Here is a 23876-nt window from a genome sequence, read left to right on the forward strand (position 1 = left end):
TAAAAATAACGCCTCCGTTACTTACCGGAGGCGTTATTTTTTTTAATAGCTTTTTTGGGGGCTTGTTTTTGTTTTAAATGGTATTGTAAATCTCTGTACATTTCTTCAAGTATTCTTTCCGCCGCCGTCTGGTCCATTTCGTAGTAAAATATTTTCTCTTCGCCCACTGTGATATAGAAGGGCTCGCCGGGGTTTTTATTGTTAGCTAAGTTGTATTTAAAATCACCCGCTATGGCGGACCTGGCGTTACGGTTGTATACGCGCTCAATCATATGAAAATGCAGGTTTTTACTTTCCAGCTCATGCTTGCCCATAAGGAACGATACGCGGCGTATTTCGTTGTTTTCAGCATATTCCACGGCGAGTTCATTTTCCGTTTCAATATAAATAACTTTAGCGTTTGGTTTGTGAAGGTACGATCTCAAATAACTGCCCGCGAAAATATTAAAACGTTTAAAACTCATATTACCTTGGTCTACTTTATAAGTAAGCGTAGGCACCCAATCATTTTTTCTGCCGGGCAGCGCGTCATAACTGGTAACTCTGGGGGCAAATACAAATTTTACGTTAGGCTTCTCTATAAAAAACATTTTAGCGTCTACTTTTTCCACATGTTTAAGCTGTTGCTGTTTAAGTTTGTTTATAGAATTGTTTTCAAAAGAGCCGTCCACAGGGCGTAACAATTGTACTTTTTGTGTTTTTAAATCTTTTATAGCTTTATTAAAGCCGTCCAGGTAGCCTGCCTCTAACCTTCTCATCATTACGTTTTTAGCGTAACGGCCAAAACTCATAAAAGAGTGAAAACCTTCTTCCAAATCAAGCGTTTCCACTAAATATTCTCTAAAAACAGGGGTGTCCAGCGCGCCCCACCATGGGGTAAAAGTTTTGTTTTCAAGCGCTTTTTGGTAGAGCGGATAATAAACAGAATTTTTTTCTTCCGCCTCAAGCTTTGATAACTTTTTGGAAGCGGGCTGCGCTTCTTGGGGTACGGTTGTGTTTAAAGGCGCGAAAGTTTTTTCTTCTTTAAGTATAGAAGTTGGAGCGGCTTTAGGCGCGGCGTTTGATGCCTGCGCTGCACCATTTGCGCTGCCGTTTGTTTTAATGCCAAGCATGTTTTTAATTTTACTTGTAACGGTTTCTTTTACTTTATTAAAATCGTCCAGCCTTATACTGATAACATCGCTGCCGGCGTCTTTTCTTAATAATGGCTGGCTGCTGTATTTTACGGGTTTTGCGCCGCCGTTAAGCTCTGATATTATATTCTTAAGCAAGGTTTTGGCGCGGTTTAGTTCTTTAGTGGTAACGACGGTGCCGTTTTCCTCAATAAATACCGACACGTCTTCCAAAAGCGAATTAAGAATTTTTGTTTTACTTTCACTTTTTAAAGCGTTTTCATAAATGCTTTGGTATGTGCTTAATTTGTCCGCGTCTTTAATATCTTCTCTGCGGTTTTTTAAACCATATTTTTCCCTAAGCGTTTTAACTATATTTTTTTGCTCCGGGGTTGAGTTAATTACATCCGTTAATATATTATGCATGCCATAATAAAGCGTGCGCTGCGCTTCAATATAAATAGATGGAATATCCTTATTAAGCGCTTCAAATTCAATTAATTTTTTAATATGCTCAGCCGCGGCGTCGGTATTAGTACCCGCTACTGCTTTTCTATAGTTGGGCGTGCTGGCCCACAGTTGTCTAAAATCCGTCAGCAGTTCCGGCTTTACATACATTTTTTCATTTAAAATTCTCATCGCAATCTGGTAAATTGGCGAGCCCGCTTGCGGCCTCATGCGGTTTACTTTTATATATTCGGTAATTTCCGCGATGCTTTTAGAGGACGGCGCATATTTGGCGTTTTCCTGAATATTCTTAAGACGCGCAAATTCTTGCGGAGTTGTTTTTTTATCGCCAAATAACATGTTTGAATATTGTCTGTATAAATAGCTGTCAAACGGGGGAAGCGCGTCATAATTTTGCGCGGCATAAGCCTCAATTTCAGATAAGGCCTGCGCCGGCGTCTTTCTTGCTATTAACCCCTCTGTAGTTTCTATAAGAGAAGGATATGTTTCTTTAAGATATTTAAGTCTTTCCAGTTGCGTTTTAGAGGAAATATTTTCACCTCTTAAAATTTTGGCAGCGCGCTGGTAAAGAGGATTCTCTTTAGGCATCCATGCGCCATGCTGCCCTATATGCTGCTCTACTTCTTTTACAGTAAGCGCGGCGGGTTTGTATTTTACGTTAAACTCTTCTTCAATATCAGCTATTCTTCCCAGCATTTCAGGTGTTACAAAGGGGCTTTTTTTAACAGTTAGAATACTTTGAGAAATTTCACTTCTACTATCGGCTAATACCCCGTTTTCACGTGCATAGGCTTCATACTGGTCTACTCTTTGAGTATATTCAGCTAAAACAGATTGCAGTTGTTTTGTGTCATAATAATTTTTAAGTGTGTTTAACCATGCTATATGTTCCGGGTGGCTTATAACATTTCCATTTAGTACCTTATTTACACCTATATATAATGCTTCTTTCCAAAAAGGCCATTTGCCGTTTTCATCAAGGTATTTTTCCACCTGTTCAATACGGTTATTGGCGGCTCTATATTTTTTGTCTAACGCTTCCGCGCTGAAAGCGGGGCGTTGCGGTCTTTCACCGGGGGTTAAAATTGTTTGCGTGTTAGAGGCGGCGGTTTGCGACTGCGCGGTAGAAGGGGTATGAATGGGGCTGAATTCCCTTATCTGCGCCAGTTCAAAATCTTCGGTTAAGTTACCGCTTAACGCCAGTTGCAGCCTTTGCTGTCTGTTATGCAGCCATGTTCTAAACAAGGTTATTCTGCTGGTGAAAGTTGTGCCTATTTGGTTAGCGTGCGGGCCGAATGTCGCGCGGTTGTCCAAGGCTAACATTTTTCTGTAAAGCGTGTTGTATATGCCCAGTTTTTCAGGCGTATCTGACATGTTTTCCAGTTTTAAAAGCTGGTTGTTTAATTGGTTTATTTCTTCAACGTATGCGTCGCTTGGATGGCCTGAGGCAGGGCCTGCGGGCGTTAGTGCCGGGGCCGCGGCAGGCTGCGCTTTAACCTGTGGGGCAGACGTTAAAACAATTTCAGCGTTCTCTTCCTCAATAATCGCAGAAGTTTCCTGTCTCTTGGAGAATATGTCAAAAAGTATGCTTGTAAGCTCGGCTACGTTCGCGTAGTCTTCATTTTGTACCAGCGCTCTAAATTGCATGAACTCAGCTAATATTTCTTCATATATATCAGCTCTGACAGTAGTGTCTGTAAGATTGTTTGCCTGTTCGATTTTTAACTTAAAGTCTTTAATAGCATTCTTATATAAATCGTTAAGCGACGCGGGACCTTCTTGTATAGACTCAGAAAGTGAAGGGCGTTTGGAAACCTCGTCTAATATTTTATTAAGCTCTTTTTGCTGTTCTTGGCTTAACCTGTAGAAATTGGCAAGCAGAAATTCACTTACAAGACCGTTACGGGCGTTATTAAGCTCTATTTCAAGCCTGGCGTAATCGTCTTGGTAGCGTTCTTGTTTATTGTTAAATATTGTACCGGCTAAGGTTGTTACATAAGCAAAACCTTTTGTCAGGTTTGGCGTTTGGGCAGGTAATTGCGTCGGAATAGCTGTGCTGCCTGTACCCGTTAAATTACCTATTATGCTTGACCCTTTACCCTTGTTAGCAACTTGTAATAATTCCTCGGTTTTAGTATAGCCTTGCATAAGACTTTCGAATAAGTTCGCGTTGGCCTGAACTTGCGCTTCTGTCGGTTTTGGTTGCGTTTTAGGTTTGCTTTGTGTTAAGACTTCTACCTCGCCCGCTGCGCCTACCTGCGGCCTGGCGCTGTTTGATATGGGGGTGGTTTTAGGTGTTTGAGGTATTAACTTGTTGTTGCCGTTATTTAATATCGGCGTGTTATTGCCGGACATTTTATTTGGTGTTGTGTGCGTGTATTGCGCGTTGGCGTCTTTTATTAAATTGCGCCCTATATGTTTATTTACATTGGCGCTAAAGTTGCCGCCTATTCCGTGCAGGCCGGGGTCGGTATGGGTAACAGCTGTTGGTTTTTTAAAATATTTGCCTAATCTTGAGCCTCTGGCCCACTGCGGGATGCTTGCCACGAACTCCATAAAACTAGGTAAACTCACCACCAAGGCTACCATATATACCCCGCCCATTATTTGGTCAAATCCTCTCGCTCCGGACATCGCTTTGCGGTACTCTGTTACCATGCCTATGTGGTTCTCATTGATTGCGCTGCCTCTGCCTAATTCAAGTTCTATTCTGCGTCTGGTGCCTTCAGGCATGTCTGCGTACGCGCTGCCGGCTTTGTACGCGTAATACAGTTTTTGATTGTAGTCCGAATAAATAGCAGCGCCGATAGTGAACGGTTTGTGTAAATTGGGTTCTTCCGATACCAACTCACTTACTAACTTTTTACCCCTCGCTCCGCCAAATAATATTAACTCTGAACCTATGTCCTCCCATACGTTCCTCGTCGGCATCATCACACAATCACGCGTGCTTGAGAACGGCGTACACTTGCCTGCCGTGCTTGGAAGACCAAACTTTTTTATGTGTTTTACGTCAGGGTATTCAAAGCGTATTGTGACCTCGTTATTGTATACTCCTTTAAAATATTTGTAACCTCTTTCTACATAACTAGTCACCCAGATTAAATCGAAAAACGCGTTTAACGCTATCTTAAAAACGTTGGTGGGGGTCGCTTTTTTTACGCTGTTTTTTATTACTTTTTTTAGCGCTTCGTACGACGCCTCGCTGTCCATTAACATCAGCGCGTTCGCCCCGCCTTTTAACACCGCGTGCGCGTTACGCCCCATGTAATTGTGGTTTAAAAATTCGTATACGTTTTGTTCGCCCTGGCCCAAATATCCCAACGCCAACATGCTTGTCACGGCGTTAGGACACAGACGGTCTTTTTTGTTGCGCGCTATCGCCCAATCTTCGCGGATCTCCATACCGCTTATTTCATCGCACACCCATTTTAACTCTAAACCTTTTTTAAAATACGCGGCTAAAACGTGGTTCGTGTCATAGTCCACACCGTCCGTCTTTAACATTATTTTGTAAACCTGCTCACTGTAATGCAAGGCTGTCTCGCGGTCCGTTACCTTCTCAAATGACTTCGCGAAAGCTTTTAAAAAACCTTTGTTCAACGCGTTAAATGTTACCGCCATTTTTACACTGCCGTCGGCGTTTTTTACCGTAATGTACATGTCTTTGTGCCCGCGCCCCGGCGCCGTCCATACTTCACGGCCCGTCGCGTCCGCCTTCAAATACTCGTAATCGCGTAATATGTGGTAATATTCGCTGATGATTTTACCGTGCGCGGCAGAGCTGCTTCGCTTAGATTTGCCGACGGAAGTAAAGTAACGGTAAGCTTCGGATGTTTCGGACGCCTCAAGTTTGCCCGGTGTCACATTGATATTTTTTAAATTGGACATGCGCGTAACTGCGTCTTTGAACTCCAGGTTCTTTATGGCTAGCGCACGCTCAGATGGCACATGACGCGTCGTCTCGGATACTAAACTTACGTCATATTGGTTTTTAGAGGGAGTAAGGGTATACTTTTTAAGATCCTGCGCAAAGATAGATGTGGGAACGGCCCCGCTTAACAGCGAGACACACATTAAAATAGTTAAACCCTTAGTATATATATTGCGCATATATATATTTTAAGAAGTATGTATGCCGTATACCAGGGTCTAAAGACCTAGGCAGAGTATAGGTCCTTTGGGTGGGGGGAATAGGGAGTATAGATTACAAATAAAAACCCCCGGCAATCCGGGGGTAATTTGTTTTATGATCTTATTTTGAAAGATGGTTGCTGATGTATTTGCTCATTTCAAACATGCTGATTTGTGTTTTGCCGCCAAAAATAACTTTAAGTTTGTCGTCGGCGTTGATCATGCGTTTGTTTTTAGCGTCCTGCAGGTTGTGCTTTTTGATATAATCCCACATTTTTTTAACAACTTCCGTTCTGGGAAGGGGGTTTGAACCTACTACCGCAGCTAAGTCAGCGCTGGGTTTTAAAGGTGCCATAAATTTATCATTTGCTTTTGCCATATTTGTAAGTCTCCTTATTTTATCTTTTTAAATTTGTTTATTTTACTCTTTAAAAGTTAAGTGCAGCGGGGCAACTAAACCGCTGCACTTTAACCTTATATATATTCTATTTAACTTTGGGGGCCGCCGCAAGTATTTCCGCGTCTACGCCGCTTTCGTATTTCTTAAAGTTCTCTACAAAAGAGGCCGCTAAAGCGCTGTAAGACTTGTCGTAAGCTTCTTTATCTGCCCAAAGGTTTCTGGGGGTAAGGATTTCCGCGGGTACACCGTCGCACTCAGTAGGAACCTCAAAACCAAAAACTTCGTCTTTGTTAAATTTAACCTTAGCAAGCTTACCTTCTAAAGCAGAGTTAAGCAGTGCGCGGGTATATTTGATGCTGATGCGTGAACCTACGCCGTAAGGGCCGCCTGTCCAGCCGGTGTTAACCAGCCAGCAGTCCACGTTATGCTTTTTAATTTTTTCTCTTAAAAGATCAGCGTATTTAGACGGGTGTAAAGGCATGAACGGGCCGCCAAAGCAGGTTGAGAATGTGCTCTGCGGTTCTTTTACGCCTTTTTCCGTGCCCGCTACTCTGGCTGTATAGCCTGAGATAAAGTGGTAAACCGCTTGCTCAGGGGTAAGCTTGGAGATGGGGGGCATAACGCCGAAAGCGTCTGCCGTTAAGAAGATAATATTCTTTGGGTGCGGGCCGCTTTTGGTTTCTACCGCGTTGTCAATAAAGTTAAGCGGGTAGCAGGCGCGGGTGTTTTCTGTAAGAGCGTCTGAATCGAGGTCAAGTTTGCCTGTTTCAGCGTCAAAAACAACGTTTTCAAGCACTGTGCCAAAGCGTTCTGTTGTAGAGAAAATCTGCGGTTCAGCTTCCTGTGAAAGTTTAATAACTTTAGCGTAGCAGCCGCCTTCAAAGTTAAAAATACCTTTATCGTCCCAGCCGTGTTCATCGTCGCCGATAAGGCCGCGTGTGATATCGGCTGAAAGGGTGGTTTTACCCGTGCCGGAAAGACCGAAGAAAAGGGCGGAATCGCCGTCTTTACCTACGTTAGCGCTGCAATGCATTGTTAAAATGCCTTTAAGCGGTAAGAAGTAGTTCATAGCCGTGAAAACGCATTTTTTGTTTTCGCCGCCGTATTCTGTGCCGGCTATAAGAACAATTTTCTTTTTAAAGTTAACTAAAACGGCTGTTTCTGAGCGGGTGCCATCGGTAGCGGGGTCCGCCTTCATTAAAGGAACGCAGAAAACCGTAAATTCCGGTGTAAAAGAGGCAAGCTCTTCTAAAGCGGGTTCAATAAACATGTTTTTGGTAAACAGGTTCTGCCACGCCATTGTGCTGATTAAGCGGACTTTCATTCTGGATTCTTTGTTAGCGCCCACGTAAGCGTCTCTTACAAAAATATCTTTGTCTTCAACATATTTTTGCGCTTTGGCAAAAAGGCTGTCAAAGCTGGCTTCGCTTATGCCTTTATTACCTTTGCTCCACCAAATGGTTTCTTTAACATCTTCTGTTTCCACAAAAAATCTGTCTTCAGGAGATCTGCCTGTATGTTTACCCGTGGCAACACATAAGGGGCCGCCGGCAACGATATTACCCTCTTTTCTCCAAATAGCTTCTTCGTAAAGAGCCGGTGTTGATAAGTTCCAAAAAACAGTCTTGTTTGTCTTTAAACCAAGGTAGTCCAGGCCGAAAGACGGTTTGAATGCGTCAGGTTTTCTCATATTATTACCATGTCCTTTTTACTAAATTATCACCTATCATTATTTCAGCAGGTGAGGTTTTATCCAGTGCCCAGCGTATGCGCCTGGCCCCTTCAATCACGTTTTCACGCGCACTGCAAAAGCTGATACGGGCGTAACCTTCCATGCCAAACGCATCGCCCGGCACCACTGCTACCAGCGCCTTGTCCAACAAAAACTCCGCCAGTTCCATTGACGTCATATTATAGGAACTGAAATCCGCTAAAGTGTAAAATGTGCCGTTTGATACGGTTACATTTACGCCTTTAATATTTTTAAGCTCAGCTATGAGGGCGTTTCTGTTTTCCTCCAGCTGCATTGTCATTTCTTTAACACCGCTCTGGTCGCCGTTAAGGGCTGCCGCGGCGGCGGCTTCCGACAAATCTGAGTTGCAAGACGTTGTTTGCGCCTGCATACGGCCCATGGCGGCTATAAGTTCTTTATTTTCACTTACCGCCCAGCCTATTCTTATACCCGTAAGCCCGTAAAGCTTGCTTACGCCGTTAATTATTACCAAATTGCGGCCGTCTTTAGAGTATTCTAAGGCGTTAGGGGTTGTTTTGCCGTCAAAAACTAATTGGTGGTAAATATCGTCCATTAAAAGGTAAATACCCTTTTTCTCACATATTTCTACCACGCCTTTTACAAATTCCGTGCCGAATATGAGACCGGAGGGGTTGTTTGGTGAGTTGAGCATTACGGCCTTGGTTTTATCCGTAATAGCCTCTTCAAATTCAGGCAGGGTTATTTGCAAACCGTGTTCCGGCTTTACCGCCACTGGTATGCCGCCGGCCATGGTTACCATTTCAGGATAGCTGACCCAATAGGGCGCGGGGAAAACGACTTCATCACCGGAGTTAACCACGCAGAGTAAAAAGTTGTATATAGCTTGTTTTGCGCCGCTGCTTATAATAATGTTACTTTGTTCAAAAGTTTTGCCGTAATGGTCTTTGGTGTATTTGATAACCGCGTTTTTAAGGTCCACGGTGCCGGTTGTGGGGGAATATTTGATTTTGCGGCTGTTGGCCTTAGCAATAATAGCGTCCACAGCTGACTGCGGGGCCGGGAACTCCGGTTCTCCGCCGCCTAAGTGCACTATAGGAAGCCCTTGTTTTTTAAGCGCGTTTGCGCGGGCGTTAATTTTTAACGTAGGTGAATCTCCGACAACTGCGGCAAGTTTGCTAAGTTCCATTTCAGTTCTCCAAGATTTGATATTTGTGCGAAGGCTAACGGGTAGCGCCCAAACTTCACATGATACTATTCTACAAATTTTGTATGAATTTGTTGCGGGTTGTTTTTTTGGTAGGGGGGATATAGCGCTTTAAGAAAATCAATCATGCCCGAAGGTGTGAACAACGGGCGGATACAAGATCCACCCCTACAGGGTTTATAATTCAGATCCTCGGCTTGCCTTTGCTGGTATGAAACGCGCTTAGAGTGACTTTGCTTTATTAATTAAAGCCAGCTTGTCTTGCCTTGTCATTCTTTTTATGGCGTATTCGCGGCGTTGGGCGTCTTGTTTGGTTGAAAAGGTTTCATTGTAAACAAGCTCAACGGGGCAGCGTGCGCGGGTGTATTTGCCGCCTTTGCCGCTGTTATGCGCGGCCAGGCGTTTGTCAAGGTTATTTGTCCACCCGGTATATAAGGTACCGTCGGCACATTTTAGGATGTAGGTATAGTGCATTGATGGGTTGGTCTTGCTTTTGAGATTAATACTTTTAAAAATAGTTTTCACAGGGATTTGAGTGGCTTTTTTATTTTTAATGGAGTGAGGTATATCGAGAGCCCCCGGAGTGGGGCGAATATCCGAACGGAGTTAAAGATAAAAAAGCCGCCAAATACCGAAGAAAACACGGAGAGGGAGGGATTTGAACCCTCGATACCTTGCGGTATGCAGGTTTTCGAGACCTGTCGTTTCAACCACTCACGCACCTCTCCATTACTATAATTATAGCAAGTTAATAATAATATTAAAATTTTTACAATACAACCGGCAGCCTTTTACCATTGGTATAAACGCGGCTTTTTAAGCGCCATTTATATTACCCTCTAAATTTGCTTAAATAGAACATATTTATATTTAGAGGGTTTTTATATGGCGCATAAAGTCTACATTATCAAAAAAAGCTTTTTTATGGCATCGCACCACCACAAAGGTATGCTTGACGAAGTGGAACACACGCATGAGTTCCGTTATGAAGTCAAACTTAAGGGCGTTACTAATAACGAGGGGTTTTTAGTTGATTTTAGAGATGTTGAAAAAGCTTTAAATGATTTAATTAATAAAAATTTTAACTACAAATCGCTCAATTCCGTAATGCAAGAAGAACCTACTACAGAAAATCTGGCCGCGTTAATTTACAATAAATTAAAGGTTATTTTTCTTGATAAGCTGCATTCTGTTGCAGTGTACGAAACACCTGACAACTGCGTAATATATGAAGGGGAAGATGAGTAAAGCTTTTATAGCGCTTGGCGGTAATAAAGACGACGCTTTTACCCGCCTGCAGGCAGCCGTGCGCGAGGTTAAAACACTTGGCGTTGTAGAAGCGGTTTCTTCAGTTTACACTACTAAACCGGAGGGGTATGCGGAACAACCGGACTTTTTAAACGCTGTGTTAATACTGCAAACTTCTCTTACGCCGCTACAGCTTTTGGCGCGGCTAAAAGAAATAGAAACCCGCCTGGGCCGCACACCCACATTTCGCAACGGCCCCAGAGAGATAGATTTAGACATAATTTTATTTGATGATATTGTTTTAGAGAGTGAAAATCTTACCGTGCCGCACCCGCGCGCGCAGGAAAGATTGTTTGTGTTAGAACCGCTTTGCGAGCTGGACGGGGGGGTAATATTTCCCAATTCAGGCACACGCGCTTCTAAACTTAAAGAGAATCTAAAGAAAAATACAGTTGCTAAATTTTGTAAAAAATTGTTAATATAAAGTATCGTATTAAAAAACAAATAAGGAGAATCATAATGAAGAAAACATTAGTTCTTTTATCAGTAGTAGTTTTCTTGGCTGCCTGCTCTACAGCGGCTGTCAGCACAAAGAAAGCCTGTGACAAAAAACCTTGCAAATCCGCCAAATGCGACGTAAAAAAAGGCCAGGATTGCAAACCTAAATGTCATCCGTTCAAAAACGTTCCCTGTGAACGCAAAGTGGTAAAACCGGTCGCCAGACCTGTTCCTCCCGCTCCTGTAAGACAGGCTCCCAGACAGATTGCGTCTGAAGACCTCGGTACAGTAGCCTCAGTCAGATCAACAGGCGCCGCCACACAGAGAATCGTGTTCAACACACCTATCTTGTTCGAAACAAACAGCGACAAGTTAAAAGCGGAATCCAACGAACCTATCAAAAAGCTTGCCGGCGTTCTTAAGAAATATCCTAACGCCCACACAACGGTTGAAGGTTATACAGATTCTATCGGCGATCCCGCCTACAACGTTGACCTTTCAGAAAGAAGAGCCAAAGCCGTAGTTGCTAAGCTTCAGTCTGAAGGCGTTAGCGAAGCTAACCTTTCTGCTAAAGGTTACGGCGCCGCCAACCCCATCGCGGACAACAAAACCAAAGAAGGCCGCGCTAAAAACCGCAGAGTTGAACTTGATATCGTAAACAAATAATAGTTCTTCTTATTTAAAACCCCCGCTCATTTGGGCGGGGGTTTTTGTATGCCGTTGAAAACAGCCGCCAGCCAGAACATAAGAAGTTATTAGCAAATTTATATTAGAGAAAATGTACCCAAAAGACCTACGTCTTAGTAGGCCTTAAGACCCTGGTGTATATCCCGAAGTAAATCTATTATTTATATAAGGGTATTGGTATGAGAAAAATTATTTCGTTGCTGTTAATAGTATGTCTTCTTACAAGCGCGCTCCCTATAAATGTCATGGGGCAGCGTGCCAATCCCTCTTCTAAAAAACCTTTTCCGCAGTACCAATTTCCCAGTAAAGAAGAATTAGACCGTCAATACAAAAACTCCACAATATCCGTATCCGAGACGACGCGTCATGTGCCATCTGAGCGTGCGCTAGCCATAAAGAACCTGGAGTTCAAAGACGCAGTTACGCGCATGTCCAATTTAAAAAATATCAATGTGACACCGGGCAAACTTGAGGCGTCCGAAATATCCGAAGCTTACCGTTACTTTACTTCCGTCGGTAAATCTAAGCGAAGCAGCTCTGCCGCGCACGGTAAAATCATCAGCGAATATTACCACATATTACGCGATTACGAGTATTTGAAGGCGGACGCGACTGGCCGTGAAGTATGGACGGCGCCGGGGCGCGGGCACAAAGACATGTACATAACGGTAAAAAACGCCGACGGCAGTGTAAAAATGGCGGTAACATTTAACGCGTTGAACAAAGGTTTTTTAAAAGCTTTCGCGAAGTCATTTGAGAAGGTAACGGACCGCGAGACAGCCTTGCATTACAGTGAGCAGGTTTACAAAATAATGTTAAAGACGGACGGTGTGGACTATGACACGAACCACGTTTTAGCCGCGTATTTTAAAAAAGGTTTAGAGTTAAAATGGGTTTGCGATGAAGTAAGCGGTATGGAGATCCGCGAAGATTGGGCGATAGCGCGCAACAAAAAAGACCGTCTGTGTCCTAACGCCGTGACAAGCATGTTGGCGTTGGGATATTTGGGCCAGGGCGAACAAAACGTATACGAATTTTTAAACCACAATTACATGGGGCGTAACGCGCACGCGGTGTTAAAAGGCGGGGCGAACGCGCTGATGTTAATGGACAGCGAGGCGTCGTACGAAGCGCTAAAAAAAGTAATAAAAAACAGCGTAAAAAAAGCGACCCCCACCAACGTTTTTAAGATAGCGTTAAACGCGTTTTTCGATTTAATCTGGGTGACTAGTTATGTAGAAAGAGGTTACAAATATTTTAAAGGAGTATACAATAACGAGGTCACAATACGCTTTGAATACCCTGACGTAAAACACATAAAAAAGTTTGGTCTTCCAAGCACGGCAGGCAAGTGTACGCCGTTCTCAAGCACGCGTGATTGTGTGATGATGCCGACGAGGAACGTATGGGAGGACATAGGTTCAGAGTTAATATTATTTGGCGGAGCGAGGGGTAAAAAGTTAGTAAGTGAGTTGGTATCGGAAGAACCCAATTTACACAAACCGTTCACTATCGGCGCTGCTATTTATTCGGACTACAACCAAAAACTGTATTACGCGTACAAAGCCGGCAGCGCGTACGCAGACATGCCTGAAGGCACCAGACGCAGAATAGAACTTGAATTAGGCAGAGGCAGCGCAATCAATGAGAACCACATAGGCATGGTAACGGAGTACCGCAAAGCGATGTCCGGAGCGAGAGGATTTGACCAAATAATGGGCGGGGTATATATGGTAGCCTTGGTGGTAAGTTTACCAAGTTTTATGGAGTTCGTGGCAAGCATCCCGCAGTGGGCCAGAGGCAGCAGGATAGGGCGCTACTTTAGCGCAAGCCGCGGCGCGCAGGCCGGCAAAGCCGCCCCCAGCGAAGCTATAGGCTCTAATTTAAAACCGCAAGTAGAAGTAAACAAACAAATAGGATTAGATTTAATAAAAGAGTACAATGAAGCGTTTGGGCTCAAAACGCCCAGGAACCCGGGCACAACACCGGGCACAAATATTTATACGCCGCCAAACACTAAAGTACCTGTATTTAACAGTGGCAGACCGGGCGGCGCAAGGCCGCAAGTGGGCGGCGGTAATGTTGACGTATTAACCAAACCCAGACCGCAGCCGCAAACAAGCGGGCCGATATTAAACACGCTTACCAACGAGGTAAAAACTTTATATAAACCCAGACCGCAGGTATCGGAGGTTGAGGTAATAACCCAGCCGCAGGTTCAGCCCATCACAAACATATTAGAAACACTGACGCAAAATTACGTCAAAGCGGAAGAAGCCTTATCAACTTTAAACAAAGGCAAAGGCGCCAATGTAATAAGCGATATCACAGGCACCCCGGCGCAGCTCCCCGCGCAAACGCCAAACATAACAAAAGGTTTTAGTTATATAACAACCTTAGCGGGAACCCTATTTAACAATAAAACAGAAGTAATAACGCAGCCGCAAACCAAAACCGTGAAAACGGAGGCAATACCTCAGCCCGCACAAGTAAACATGCTTGAACGAATCATAACAAACACAACGGACAGCGCAGCGCATCCATCAGCCATAATGCAAAACCCCGGCGAAGAAACACCAAAAATGCCTGAGACAGAACGTGTGGACCACGGCAGATTAGAGCGCGAGTTAAACAACGCGAAGAACGGTTATATCAGCCAATACTTAATGAACAATTTTTTTAGTTTAACGCAAGAGCAGCAAAAAGAGTTAGATAAAATATTAACAGAAACCGCCAAACGCCCCAAAACAGACCTACACCAAATTAATCCTGTGCAGCCCGCCATAAGCCAGGCGCAAATAGAGGAGCTGGTGGCAAGCGTTATTACTGAGATTAACGCCGCTATAAACGCTGAAAGGGGGGTAATGCTTAGTGAGCTTTTCCCCGGTATCGGCCTCTTTATGGATATGATAAAAAGACAGGGGCTTGTAAATGATAGAGAGGCCAGTATAGTTGTAACATTCCTTAATACAGCCGTACAAACCGCTGATATAGATTATCAAGACTATTTTGGCATGGAAGCGTTTGAAAACCTGCAGACCTCAGGCAATGCTTTACAAGACCCTAATTATCTTAACTTTCTTGAACATAATATAAAGGTGTCTGCAAGCTTGAATATACTTTTACTTGGCAAAAAGCCTAAGCAGATATTAGAACTGTTTTTAGAAAAACTTAGAGACGGCAGTCTTAATTTGGAAAATAAGTCTGACGCCGCCCTGCAATGGAATTCTGCGGCGGAAATAGAAAACAACTCTCTCTGGCTGCCTAAATCCAACTACCAACAACGTTTAGAAGCGTTGTTGGCGCCGGTAAAATTCAGCAAGGCTAAAGTATTCTATTCGGATGAAGTTAACCGGGCAAAATTTTATAGAGCGGAGCAAATAAAAGACCTTATTGATAAGTTGTATGTATTTGGGTTTAATAAATTTGGAAATCATTGGGAAATTTTAAACCGCATGCTGGCTGAAACTATTGAAGGCATGCCGTTGCCAGACACATACTATGCTGCCATCTCGCCCGTAATACGGGAACTTATGTTTCTGGCCAAAGAACCCAGACATTTTTATTCGCCTGAATTTAAAGCCAGGTGGGACGCCGCGCTTAAAAAAGCGCTTAAAGATAATTTTTACCGTGATATAAACCCGCAAAAACTTAATGTTGCGCCTGAATATTTTACACGAATGTTTGATTTTTACAGCGATAAAGAACAGCTGTTATATTTTGAGACACTGTTGAACACTGTTTATTCTAAAAAAGACCACCCCTTTAAACTACGCTATGAGCCCAAACTTAACAGCAAGGGGGAATACGGCGTAAATATTTTAAAAGTTAATAAACAAAGAATTCAAGAAGCCGGCACACACCCCGCGCAAACATTTCTGCATGAGTTTACACATTATATGCAGGATTCTTTCCTGCTAAAACTTGATCCGTCTAGTAGAGCGTATAACATTTTTTTCAGCTATCACCGCGCGGGCAAGCAAGGGTGGGGAGAATACTATCAATCTTCCGTGCGGCCGCAAAGAGAAAAGGAATTATTCTATCATAATACGCCTATAGAAAAGGACGCCAATATTATAGCGGGTATAGTATTTAAATCCTGGCAAACCCCATTGAACACAAAAAATATCTCTAAAGAACTTTTTATAATACCGCCGGCACAGCGCGAAGCCGCTATTATACAGAGTGAGCTTGCCAATCTAACCGCCAATATGAACAACCTCATAGCGGACAAAAACGCCATTGAAAATATGCCCAGAGAAACACGTCTTAAAAGCTTAAAGGAACTTATAGAAAACAAATCCAATCTTTCTATACAAGCGGTTAATTTAGAGTATTACTTACCCAAAAACAGCAAAGCTATTAATGAATTTAACAAAGCTAAAGAAAAAGTAGAAGCTGTTATAAGCGGTGTTATGGTTAAAGTGCCGGAAGATAATCTCTCATACATAAACGAACACCATATCAACGTTTATATGCCGGCTGCCGCCGCTGCTAACGATGTTAAAGAGGAATATGATTTGTGGGGACTTAACGCTAAACAGCCTAAAGACCCTTTTGAACAGCTTTTAAACATAGTTCTACCCCTTACCAGAAGCATGAGCGCCGCCGAAACGGTTGCTGTAAAAAAAATGCTGGCGCAGGCTTACCAAAACGCGGAAGCGGTTTACCAAAAAAGATACTATAAATCCGCCCAAAAACTTAAAAATGAAAACCGTTTTAATGATAAAAAGTTTATTACTGTATTAGCGGGATTTTTGAAACAGCTTAAAAAAGAAAAAAATGTAGTTTTAAAACCTGAAATTGTTGAAAACGTGGTTGACCAGGTGCTGCGCAAGCCGCCTTTTGGCGCGTTGCCTGAAATACAAACACCTATAAAAACACGCCTAACGCCGCCTGCGGTTGAACCCGCGCGTACTACGCAGCCGTATATAGAGCTTTACTCATATCTGCGCCAAATGTTAGAGGAGTACGGCCAGCATGCCGCGCTTCCGTCTAAAAGAGATGTACAGGAAAAAGATAGGATTATAGACACCTTTATAACTCTTATGCAAAATGGCGCGGGTAAAAACATACCGCAAATGTCCGGTATTTTGCTGGAAAAAACCACCATAAAACGCGCCAACATAAAACTGGCGGATTTAAACAAAGAACTTGCCAGAGTAACTTTTGTTAAAACGCCCGCCATTGTACTGGCGGACGCAACCACGGGTTATGATCCCAAAACAAACACCGTTACATTAGCTAAGCCCGCCTACACTCACCATGAATATATTACGGATTATATATTCCAAACGGCCTTAGACTATAGCGCGGCGCTGGATAATTTTTACCTTAAAAAAAGCGGTATTTATAATGTGGCGGACTACCCGCAAATAACACCCGCGCATTATTGGCAAAACCGTACTGACGCTGATGTCTACCAAATAATGAACACAATTTTTGCCCAGGCCCCGCACGAACAGCGGCAGTTTCTGGCAGCGCTTACAGAACTATTAAAAACAGGTTTTATTATAAAAGAATTTAAACCTATTACCGGCGGCGCCAGGCCGTGGCTTTATCTGCTGCGTGTTCCCACAACCCAAAAAATTGATTTGCAGGAATATTTTAACAGATATGTGCAAGCCGCTTCTTTAAAAACAGGATATAACGCGCCCTTGGTTTCTTTTAACCCCGAAGCGGGCTATAGCGGCAAAACAAATAAATTATTAATAAGAGAGCCTGATTTGTCAGCCTCTAACCGTGATTTATTCGCCAACCTTGCGGAAGATTTGCTTAAAGCTTTATCTGATTTTAAAGCGGCTAACTACACTATTTTAAAAGCGGCCGCTGCCCAACCGGAAGTTAAAAATATAATGCCCGCGCTAAATGCCCAGCCAGCGCGAATTATATTGCCAACCGTAAGATTTGAAGATAAAAAGCTTAAAGAGCTTTTAGGTGATTTTATTGAACACAGTGTCTTGCGGTATGCCAATACCAACAAAACGCCGCAGGCACTCAAGAACAGCGCGTTTTCGCCATTGTTAGAGGTCTTTGCCAAAACTGCCGATGACAACGGAGTATTAACCGCCAAAGTAAAAGACGCCGCCTACACGGCTTTGCCGCTGGCCGCGCAGGAATATGTTTATGATAACGGCGCGCCTGCTGTACGCGCAGTGGCCGACGGCACCGCTTTATATGACCCCTCTTTCCAAAAACACTTTACTGTTCAAATTGAAAATGTAATGCAGAGTAAGAAAGGCGACGGGCAAAATATAACTTCTGCGGTAAATATGTTGCTTTCAGATATAAATTCAGCACAAACGCCGCCTGTGCAACACTCTTTAGATAAAAAAACTTTTAATGATATCGTGGCGGCGGAAATAGAAAAACATTTGCCAAAAGAAGACAGCCCCAAGCTTTTCGCAGACCCTTTAGGGGTAGGTATGCTTGTGGATTTTGCCTCAAAAATCATGAAAAAGCTTACTTTCGTGCAGCTTACGGCTGCTAAAAAAATGCTGCAAAACGCCTACGACGCCGCTTTAAATGAATATAAACAAACGGTTGAACCTATAATAGAAAACGAAGCGGACCTTTTTAATAAACCGCAATTTCTGCATATTCTTTTAAAACATGTTACTGAGTTTAAAGGCCGCAGTAACCCCGTTATTAAAAAAAGTATTGTATATGACCTTTTTGATTCTGTTCTTAAGGAAATTAAATCTAAATTAGCGCATCATAATATAGCGCAACAAACACTTAAACAAGCCGAGGCAAAGCCCAATTTCTCGCTTTCACCCTATATAGGATTATTTGAAAATGTGCGTCTTATGCTTAAAGATGAAGCGGCAAAAAATTCTCCGTTATCAGACAAGCAGTTAAAAGAAAAAAATATGATTTTAGATACAATGGCTGACTTGTTTGAACATGGCGAGGCAGGCCAGGTAAGTCCGCTTTATTTTATATTGGCGGATTGGCGCAAATTCCCCGCGGAGCTTGATTTGCCAAGAAGCAACAAACTGCTTTCAGACCTTAGAAACAAAGCGTCCGAAAGATTAAAAGGGCTTAATATTCCGCGCCCCGTGTTTACAGGCAACCCTACCGGTTTTGACCCCGCGGCCAACACAATATTACTGCCCGCTCTGCAAGATTTTTCCCATGAGGGTATTACCGACTATATTTTCCAAACCGTTTATGATTACGCCGTAGCGCTTGATAACTACTATACCCAAACCCCGGGCTATTATAATGTGGGGGAAATACGTTATATAAACCCCCGTTCTTACTGGAGAAATAAATATGATAACGATATATACCAGTATCTTTCCGCTTTTGTTAAAGAAGCCCGCAACGTGCAAACCGCTCACGGCCAGGCTGCCGCGCTGGAAGCGGTTTTACAATATACCAAAACGGGTTTTAGCGCGGAGCCAGGCTTGGGTATAGAGGCGGCGCCGCTTATAAACGCTTTCAGGGGCAAAGGCAAAACAAGCTTTGAAATAAACGATTATTTAAACAGGTATATAAAAGCCGCTGAGCTTAAATTAGGCCAACCGCTGCCCGCTATTGAAAAGGGCGCCGCCGCCGGCTATAACGCGCGGGAAAATAAAATTGCGGTAAGAGGATTTACCGCTAATAATGATAATATGAGCATTTATCTTAACCTGGCCTATGACCTTGCCACAGGATTATGGGAATATTACTCAGGCAAAGAAGAAAGACCTATGATACCCGGTTTTCTTGATTATCTTTCTTTCAAGCCCGAAAAATCATCAGGTAAAATAAAAGAAGCTATAGAAGAGGAATATGTGGACCCCACCACAATGAAAGAAGTAGTAAGGGTGATTAAAAACGGCCGGGAGACAAGCAGTTTGCCGCAAAAACCCATGTTGTTTGTAACAGAAGAAATGGCGGCAAAAAAAAGATACGATGATGCGCTTATAAATCAAAAACTTGACGCGGCCGCGCAAGAGGCCATAAACGCGGCCGAGGAAGCCAGAAAAGTTTTTGCAAGCCAATATCCCGACAAAAGAGTATATTATGTTAAAGGGTTTTTAAATGAAGATAAAAAGCTTGGTGAGCGTTTAAATTCAGTGGTAAAAGCCGCCTCAAGAGAAGCCGCAAGAGAATACGTTATACTCTACGGCGATGCCGGCGCCGCCCAAATTACCGACGGCACAGCGCTTAACGATATCGCGTTTAAAATTTTAATTACAGAAAAAATTGACCAGGTTATCCAAAGAAGAACCAGTTACAGCAATATGGTTAAAGAAGCCGGCGAATGGCTAAAATCCGCCATAGAAACAACCACTTTTGACGTAACGCCTGAACAGCAAACATCTGCGGCCCCTGCAGTGCAGGCGGACGACTCTGCGCCGCAGGACGCCGTCAAGCTTTACGGCCCCGCCCCCGTGCTTTATGAGGACGCGGCGCAGCAGCGGCTTTTTACAGAGCTCTACTATAAGTTTTTTGATATGGAACAGCTAGAGGTAGCTGGTAAAACAGAACAGGCTTCCGCCAAGAAAGCGGAAATAAAAGAAATGTTTAACTCTTTACCGCTGCCGCGGGCGTATCATGCTTTTGCGGATGATTTTTTAGAACAATTTTATAAATCCGTAATAAAAAAATACCCCAGAAAAAACGGCCTGCCCGATAACATTCACTCTATTAAACCACGCCCTTATAACCATAAAGCGCCGGAGGAGGATTTTATAATATTAAGCAGGCTTATGGAAATATTTCCCAAGCTTAGCATAGACGACAAACAACGCTTTCTGCTTTACCATATAAACAAAACCGCTAACACCTACCTTGAACAATTTGAGGAAAAGGGTGTTACCCTTGTGGTACCGCAAATAAACGATATCAGGCTGCCCCATGAAAGCAAAATGACTGAAAACATGCACGGTTTTAGCCATATAAATATGCCATTCCCGCCCAATGCCGGGATTGAAGAAATTTTGCATGAGTTTATTTACGGTTACGCGTTTTCTTTGCAAAGACAGTTTTTTGATACTTATTTTAGAGATTATGAATTGGATGTTGTATTTGAGGAATATCCCTTTGAAGCATATTCAAAAGAACTTGCTGATAAATTTTTAGAAAAATTTCGCGCCAAAACAAGCACTTTTGATAATCTCTCCTCAGCGCTGCAGCCCTATGAGTCGCCGTTACCAACGCCAAGACCGCAATGGGCGGAACTTAAAAATCCTTTTGATATACTTGGTATGGAAAACATAACCCTGGCGCAGATAAATAAATATGTAACAGGCCAATACACCCCGGGTGGCAGTGTATGGTTAAAACCGTTTCCGTCACTTAAAATACTTGAGTCCGGCATGCCGTCACTTGAAACTTCTTTGGCGGAAAGTTTATATACGAACCGCCATTACCAAAATCTTTTTCAAAAGGCTTTGGAAACCAGCCAGTATCTCTTTAAAGTGCTGACAACGCCCAATCCTTCCGAATTGCTTTTAAACGGTATTTACAGGTCTCTTAGAGAGACTATGCGCTACTTGCCTCTGCCCGATAAATATTATGAATTAAAAGACGCTAAAACAGCCCCCTACCTTGATTTGCTTGATAACCCGCAGTATTTTAAACAGGAAGCGTTTTTAGATAAATGGTATGACGTTTTAACTAATCCTATAAAAATGGGGCTAATGTCCAATAATTTTAGTTTTGACGCGAAAAAACTTACAATTTCCGCGCAAGAATTTATAGCTAAATTTAACACTTTTACATACCCGGAACAAACGCTTTACATGCAAACCTTTATTAATATGTTCGCCGGCAAAAATGTTACCGTCATGTATGATTTTAAAATGAATGGCAGAGCCACCGGGGACCCTATCCGCCGTATGATATTAATTAACCCCAATAATTTTACCGGGGAAAACATACCCGCGCAAATTTTTGCCGCGGCTTTCCATGAGTACGGTCATATACTGCAGCACGAGCTGCTGCCTAAGGCCGACCCTGGTATGCAGTCTTATAATTTATTCTTTTACAATAACTACAGGGGTACGAAAACAGAGGGTGAATGGTGGGATTATTTTACTAATAGCAAAACACCGCAAAGAGAAAAAGACATTTTTTACTTAAAAATGCCCAAAGAGCTTGACGCGCGCCAAACCCAAAAAGAAGTTTTTGACCGTCTTAAAGATATTAAACCGTACGGACAGCAGCAAGTTAACCTCCCGTGGTTTACAGAGTTAAAGAAAACTCTTATGCCCCAGGCTGAGGAAAACTTTTGGATTAACCCGCCCAAAGCTAAGTTTGTGGAACTTTTGGACAACTGGCTGCCTGAAGTAGAAGAAAAATACAAACTACCCGGTTTATACGCGCAGCCTGAAAACACTGTTATCTTTGGCCTGGTAGAAAAAATGTATCATTTTCTCCTGGACAGACATGGTATGCGCACAAAGGCGCCCACACTATACAACGCTGTCAACAGGCTTATGGCTGAAGTTAGAGAGCACTTGCCCATGCCTGACAAATATATAGAACAGCGTGATATGGTGCTGGAGCAGGTTTTTTATATTATGGAAACACCCTCGCTTTTTAAAAATGAGGATTTTGTAAAGGGTTGGAATCTTAATTTACAGAAAGAAAGAAATTTCTTTCCTAAAAAAGCAAATATAAAGTTAGATAAACTTGCGGTGAGCCCGGAGTCGTTTTTTAGCAATATAAAAAAATATACTAAAGCTGAGCAAGCGCTGTATATGCAAACTATGCTTAATTCTATTTTAGCAGACAATCATGTGCGCGTAATCTACTCTAACAAAACAAACGATATGGGCGGCTATATGGATAATGAAATAAGCTTAAACTACGCCTTGCTTAAAAATAATACCATTGAACTTATTAAAACATTACTGCACGAGTACACTCACTTTTTACAAGATAATATTTTGGCGGAAATGGACGAAACCCACTCTCTTGTCACTATTTTCATGCATGATTTTAGAGGAGCGCGAGAAGGGTGGGATAAATATTCTGACGACCCCGCCATGCCCCAAAGAGAAAAAGAACTTTTTTATTATAACATGCCTATTGAGATAGACGCTGACCAGGTGGAGGTTAAAACCGGTGAAATAATAAAAGGGTGGAATCTTACCAAAAACAGAAAACCTTTGAATATAGACAGCCTTTTAAAATCCGCTGATGTAAAAGGGACAAAGCCGCCAAAACAGTCAGCAATACTAACCCCAACTTCGGTAAAAAGAAGAAATAATTTTAAAATAGTACAATATATACATGCACATCTATAACACAGTCATAATAGGCGCGGGGGCGTCGGGCCTTAGCGCGGCGGCTTACTCAGGCAGCAACACCCTTATAATAGACCATAACTCCGGCCCCGGTAAAAAAATATTAATTTCCGGCGGAGGGGCGTGCAATTTTTCCAATAAAAATGTATCCGCGGCGGACTACAACTCACATAACCCGCACTTTTGCAAAAGCGCTTTAGCGGGCTTTAAACCTTCTGATTTTACAGTAATTTTAGATAAGCATCACGTAGGCTGGCAAGAACGCGAAAAGGGCCAATATTTTGGTTTTAACGCTAAAGATATTTTAGATACCCTTGCCGCTGAAGCCCGCGCCGCCGGCGCGGAATTTTTATTTAACACCAAAGTTTACGGCGTAGAAAAAGAAAACGATATTTTTATAGTAAAAACAGCGGGCAAACCGCTGCACGCCAAGCGTGTAATAGTTGCCACAGGCGGCCTAAGTATGCCGCGCATAGGCGCCAGCGGTGTGGCGTATGATATAGCAAAATCCTTCAGTCTTAATGTTACCGAGCTTTACCCTGCCCTTACCCCTTTTTTATGGGATAAGGCGGATTTAGCTAAATTTGAAGCTCTGGCGGGAATATCAGCCCCTGTCACGCTTAAACTTGGCAAAAAAACCATTAAAGACAGCATGCTTTTTACCCATTACGGTATCAGCGGCCCGGCGGCTTTGCAAATGTCGCTTTACAGTAAGGGGGACGAAGCTTTAACAATCAACTTCCTGCCTGATACAAATATAGCGGAACTTATCGCCGCCGCCCGCAAAACACCTAAAACATTTTCACAAATCTTAGACGGACTTTTACCGGAACGCCTTGTTACAACTCTTACATACGGCTATGACCAACAGGTTTCCAACGCCAAGCGCGAAACTCTGCAGCATTTTGAACGCACGCTTACCGCTTACACTTTTACACCGCTTCTCAATACATCTTATCTCAAGGCCGAAATAACGGCGGGGGAGTGGACACTAAAGAACTTTCCTCCTCTACCATGGAGTCACGCAAAGTACCCGGACTTTATTTTACGGGCGAATGCGTAGATGTTTCCGGCCGCTTGGGCGGGTATAACCTGCACTGGGCCTGGGCCAGCGGCGCGGCCGCGGGCCGCGCTATAGCTACCAAATAGGCCTTTTGGCCTA

Annotated in this window: 11 protein-coding genes and 1 tRNA gene; 6 read left to right on the plus strand and 6 right to left on the minus strand. The window is 43.1% G+C overall.

Going from position 1 to position 23876, the window contains the following annotated elements; all coding sequences use genetic code 11:
• Positions 1-17: 17 nt before the first annotated feature.
• From AAIR98_RS05905 to AAIR98_RS05930, 6 genes are all read right to left on the minus strand, one after another.
• Entirely contained in the window at positions 18-5693 is a 5676-nt protein-coding gene (locus AAIR98_RS05905) for a hypothetical protein (RefSeq protein WP_423971273.1), read from the minus strand.
• Positions 5694-5835: 142 nt separating this feature from the next.
• Positions 5836-6093: an SWIB/MDM2 domain-containing protein gene (locus AAIR98_RS05910; protein WP_423971274.1), complete on the minus strand. Its 258-nt coding sequence runs from the start codon at positions 6091-6093 to the stop codon at positions 5836-5838.
• Positions 6094-6199: 106 nt separating this feature from the next.
• Entirely contained in the window at positions 6200-7804 is a 1605-nt protein-coding gene (locus AAIR98_RS05915) for a phosphoenolpyruvate carboxykinase (RefSeq protein WP_423971275.1), read from the minus strand.
• Between the two features lie 4 nt (positions 7805-7808).
• Positions 7809-9014 carry a pyridoxal phosphate-dependent aminotransferase gene (locus AAIR98_RS05920; RefSeq protein WP_423971276.1) on the minus strand — a complete coding sequence of 402 codons (1206 nt, stop codon included), beginning with the start codon at positions 9012-9014 and terminating at the stop codon, positions 7809-7811.
• 240 nt (positions 9015-9254) lie between these two features.
• Complete coding sequence (locus AAIR98_RS05925) at positions 9255-9506, minus strand: GIY-YIG nuclease family protein (RefSeq protein WP_423972038.1); 252 nt, start codon at positions 9504-9506, stop codon at positions 9255-9257.
• A 169-nt stretch (positions 9507-9675) separates the two neighbouring features.
• Positions 9676-9760, minus strand: a tRNA-Ser gene (locus AAIR98_RS05930).
• Between the two features lie 157 nt (positions 9761-9917).
• Here AAIR98_RS05930 and AAIR98_RS05935 point away from each other — a divergent pair.
• From AAIR98_RS05935 to AAIR98_RS05960, 6 genes are all read left to right on the plus strand, one after another.
• Entirely contained in the window at positions 9918-10280 is a 363-nt protein-coding gene (locus tag AAIR98_RS05935; protein WP_423971277.1) for a 6-carboxytetrahydropterin synthase, read from the plus strand.
• On the plus strand, positions 10273-10764 hold the full coding sequence (folK, locus tag AAIR98_RS05940) for a 2-amino-4-hydroxy-6-hydroxymethyldihydropteridine diphosphokinase (protein ID WP_423971278.1): 492 nt from the start codon (positions 10273-10275) through the stop codon (positions 10762-10764). The genes AAIR98_RS05935 and folK overlap by 8 nt, the downstream gene beginning before the upstream one ends.
• Before the next feature lie 35 nt (positions 10765-10799).
• A complete protein-coding gene (locus AAIR98_RS05945) occupies positions 10800-11444 on the plus strand; it encodes an OmpA family protein (protein ID WP_423971279.1) in 645 nt (214 codons plus the stop codon).
• 200 nt (positions 11445-11644) lie between these two features.
• Complete coding sequence (locus tag AAIR98_RS05950) at positions 11645-22714, plus strand: hypothetical protein (protein WP_423971280.1); 11070 nt, start codon at positions 11645-11647, stop codon at positions 22712-22714.
• Positions 22701-23777 (plus strand): aminoacetone oxidase family FAD-binding enzyme, encoded by a 1077-nt coding sequence (locus AAIR98_RS05955; protein WP_423971281.1) that lies wholly within the window; start codon positions 22701-22703, stop codon positions 23775-23777. The genes AAIR98_RS05950 and AAIR98_RS05955 overlap by 14 nt, the downstream gene beginning before the upstream one ends.
• Positions 23729-23863 (plus strand): NAD(P)/FAD-dependent oxidoreductase, encoded by a 135-nt coding sequence (locus tag AAIR98_RS05960; RefSeq protein ID WP_423971282.1) that lies wholly within the window; start codon positions 23729-23731, stop codon positions 23861-23863. The genes AAIR98_RS05955 and AAIR98_RS05960 overlap by 49 nt, the downstream gene beginning before the upstream one ends.
• The last annotated feature ends 13 nt before the right edge of the window (positions 23864-23876 follow it).

The sequence above is a fragment of the Elusimicrobium simillimum genome, assembly GCF_049639735.1.
In the GTDB taxonomy this organism is placed as follows: domain Bacteria; phylum Elusimicrobiota; class Elusimicrobia; order Elusimicrobiales; family Elusimicrobiaceae; genus Elusimicrobium; species Elusimicrobium simillimum.

Excerpts from the sequence above, each read along its gene's own strand:
- AAIR98_RS05905 (WP_423971273.1), bottom strand. The coding sequence starts at position 5,693 with ATGCGCAATATATATACTAAGGGTTTAACTATTTTAATGTGTGTCTCG.
- AAIR98_RS05910 (WP_423971274.1), bottom strand. The coding sequence starts at position 6,093 with ATGGCAAAAGCAAATGATAAATTTATGGCACCTTTAAAACCCAGCGCT.
- AAIR98_RS05915 (WP_423971275.1), bottom strand. The coding sequence starts at position 7,804 with ATGAGAAAACCTGACGCATTCAAACCGTCTTTCGGCCTGGACTACCTT.
- AAIR98_RS05920 (WP_423971276.1), bottom strand. The coding sequence starts at position 9,014 with ATGGAACTTAGCAAACTTGCCGCAGTTGTCGGAGATTCACCTACGTTA.
- AAIR98_RS05925 (WP_423972038.1), bottom strand. The coding sequence starts at position 9,506 with ATGCACTATACCTACATCCTAAAATGTGCCGACGGTACCTTATATACC.
- AAIR98_RS05935 (WP_423971277.1), top strand. The coding sequence starts at position 9,918 with ATGGCGCATAAAGTCTACATTATCAAAAAAAGCTTTTTTATGGCATCG.
- folK (WP_423971278.1), top strand. The coding sequence starts at position 10,273 with ATGAGTAAAGCTTTTATAGCGCTTGGCGGTAATAAAGACGACGCTTTT.
- AAIR98_RS05945 (WP_423971279.1), top strand. The coding sequence starts at position 10,800 with ATGAAGAAAACATTAGTTCTTTTATCAGTAGTAGTTTTCTTGGCTGCC.
- AAIR98_RS05950 (WP_423971280.1), top strand. The coding sequence starts at position 11,645 with ATGAGAAAAATTATTTCGTTGCTGTTAATAGTATGTCTTCTTACAAGC.
- AAIR98_RS05955 (WP_423971281.1), top strand. The coding sequence starts at position 22,701 with ATGCACATCTATAACACAGTCATAATAGGCGCGGGGGCGTCGGGCCTT.
- AAIR98_RS05960 (WP_423971282.1), top strand. The coding sequence starts at position 23,729 with ATGGAGTCACGCAAAGTACCCGGACTTTATTTTACGGGCGAATGCGTA.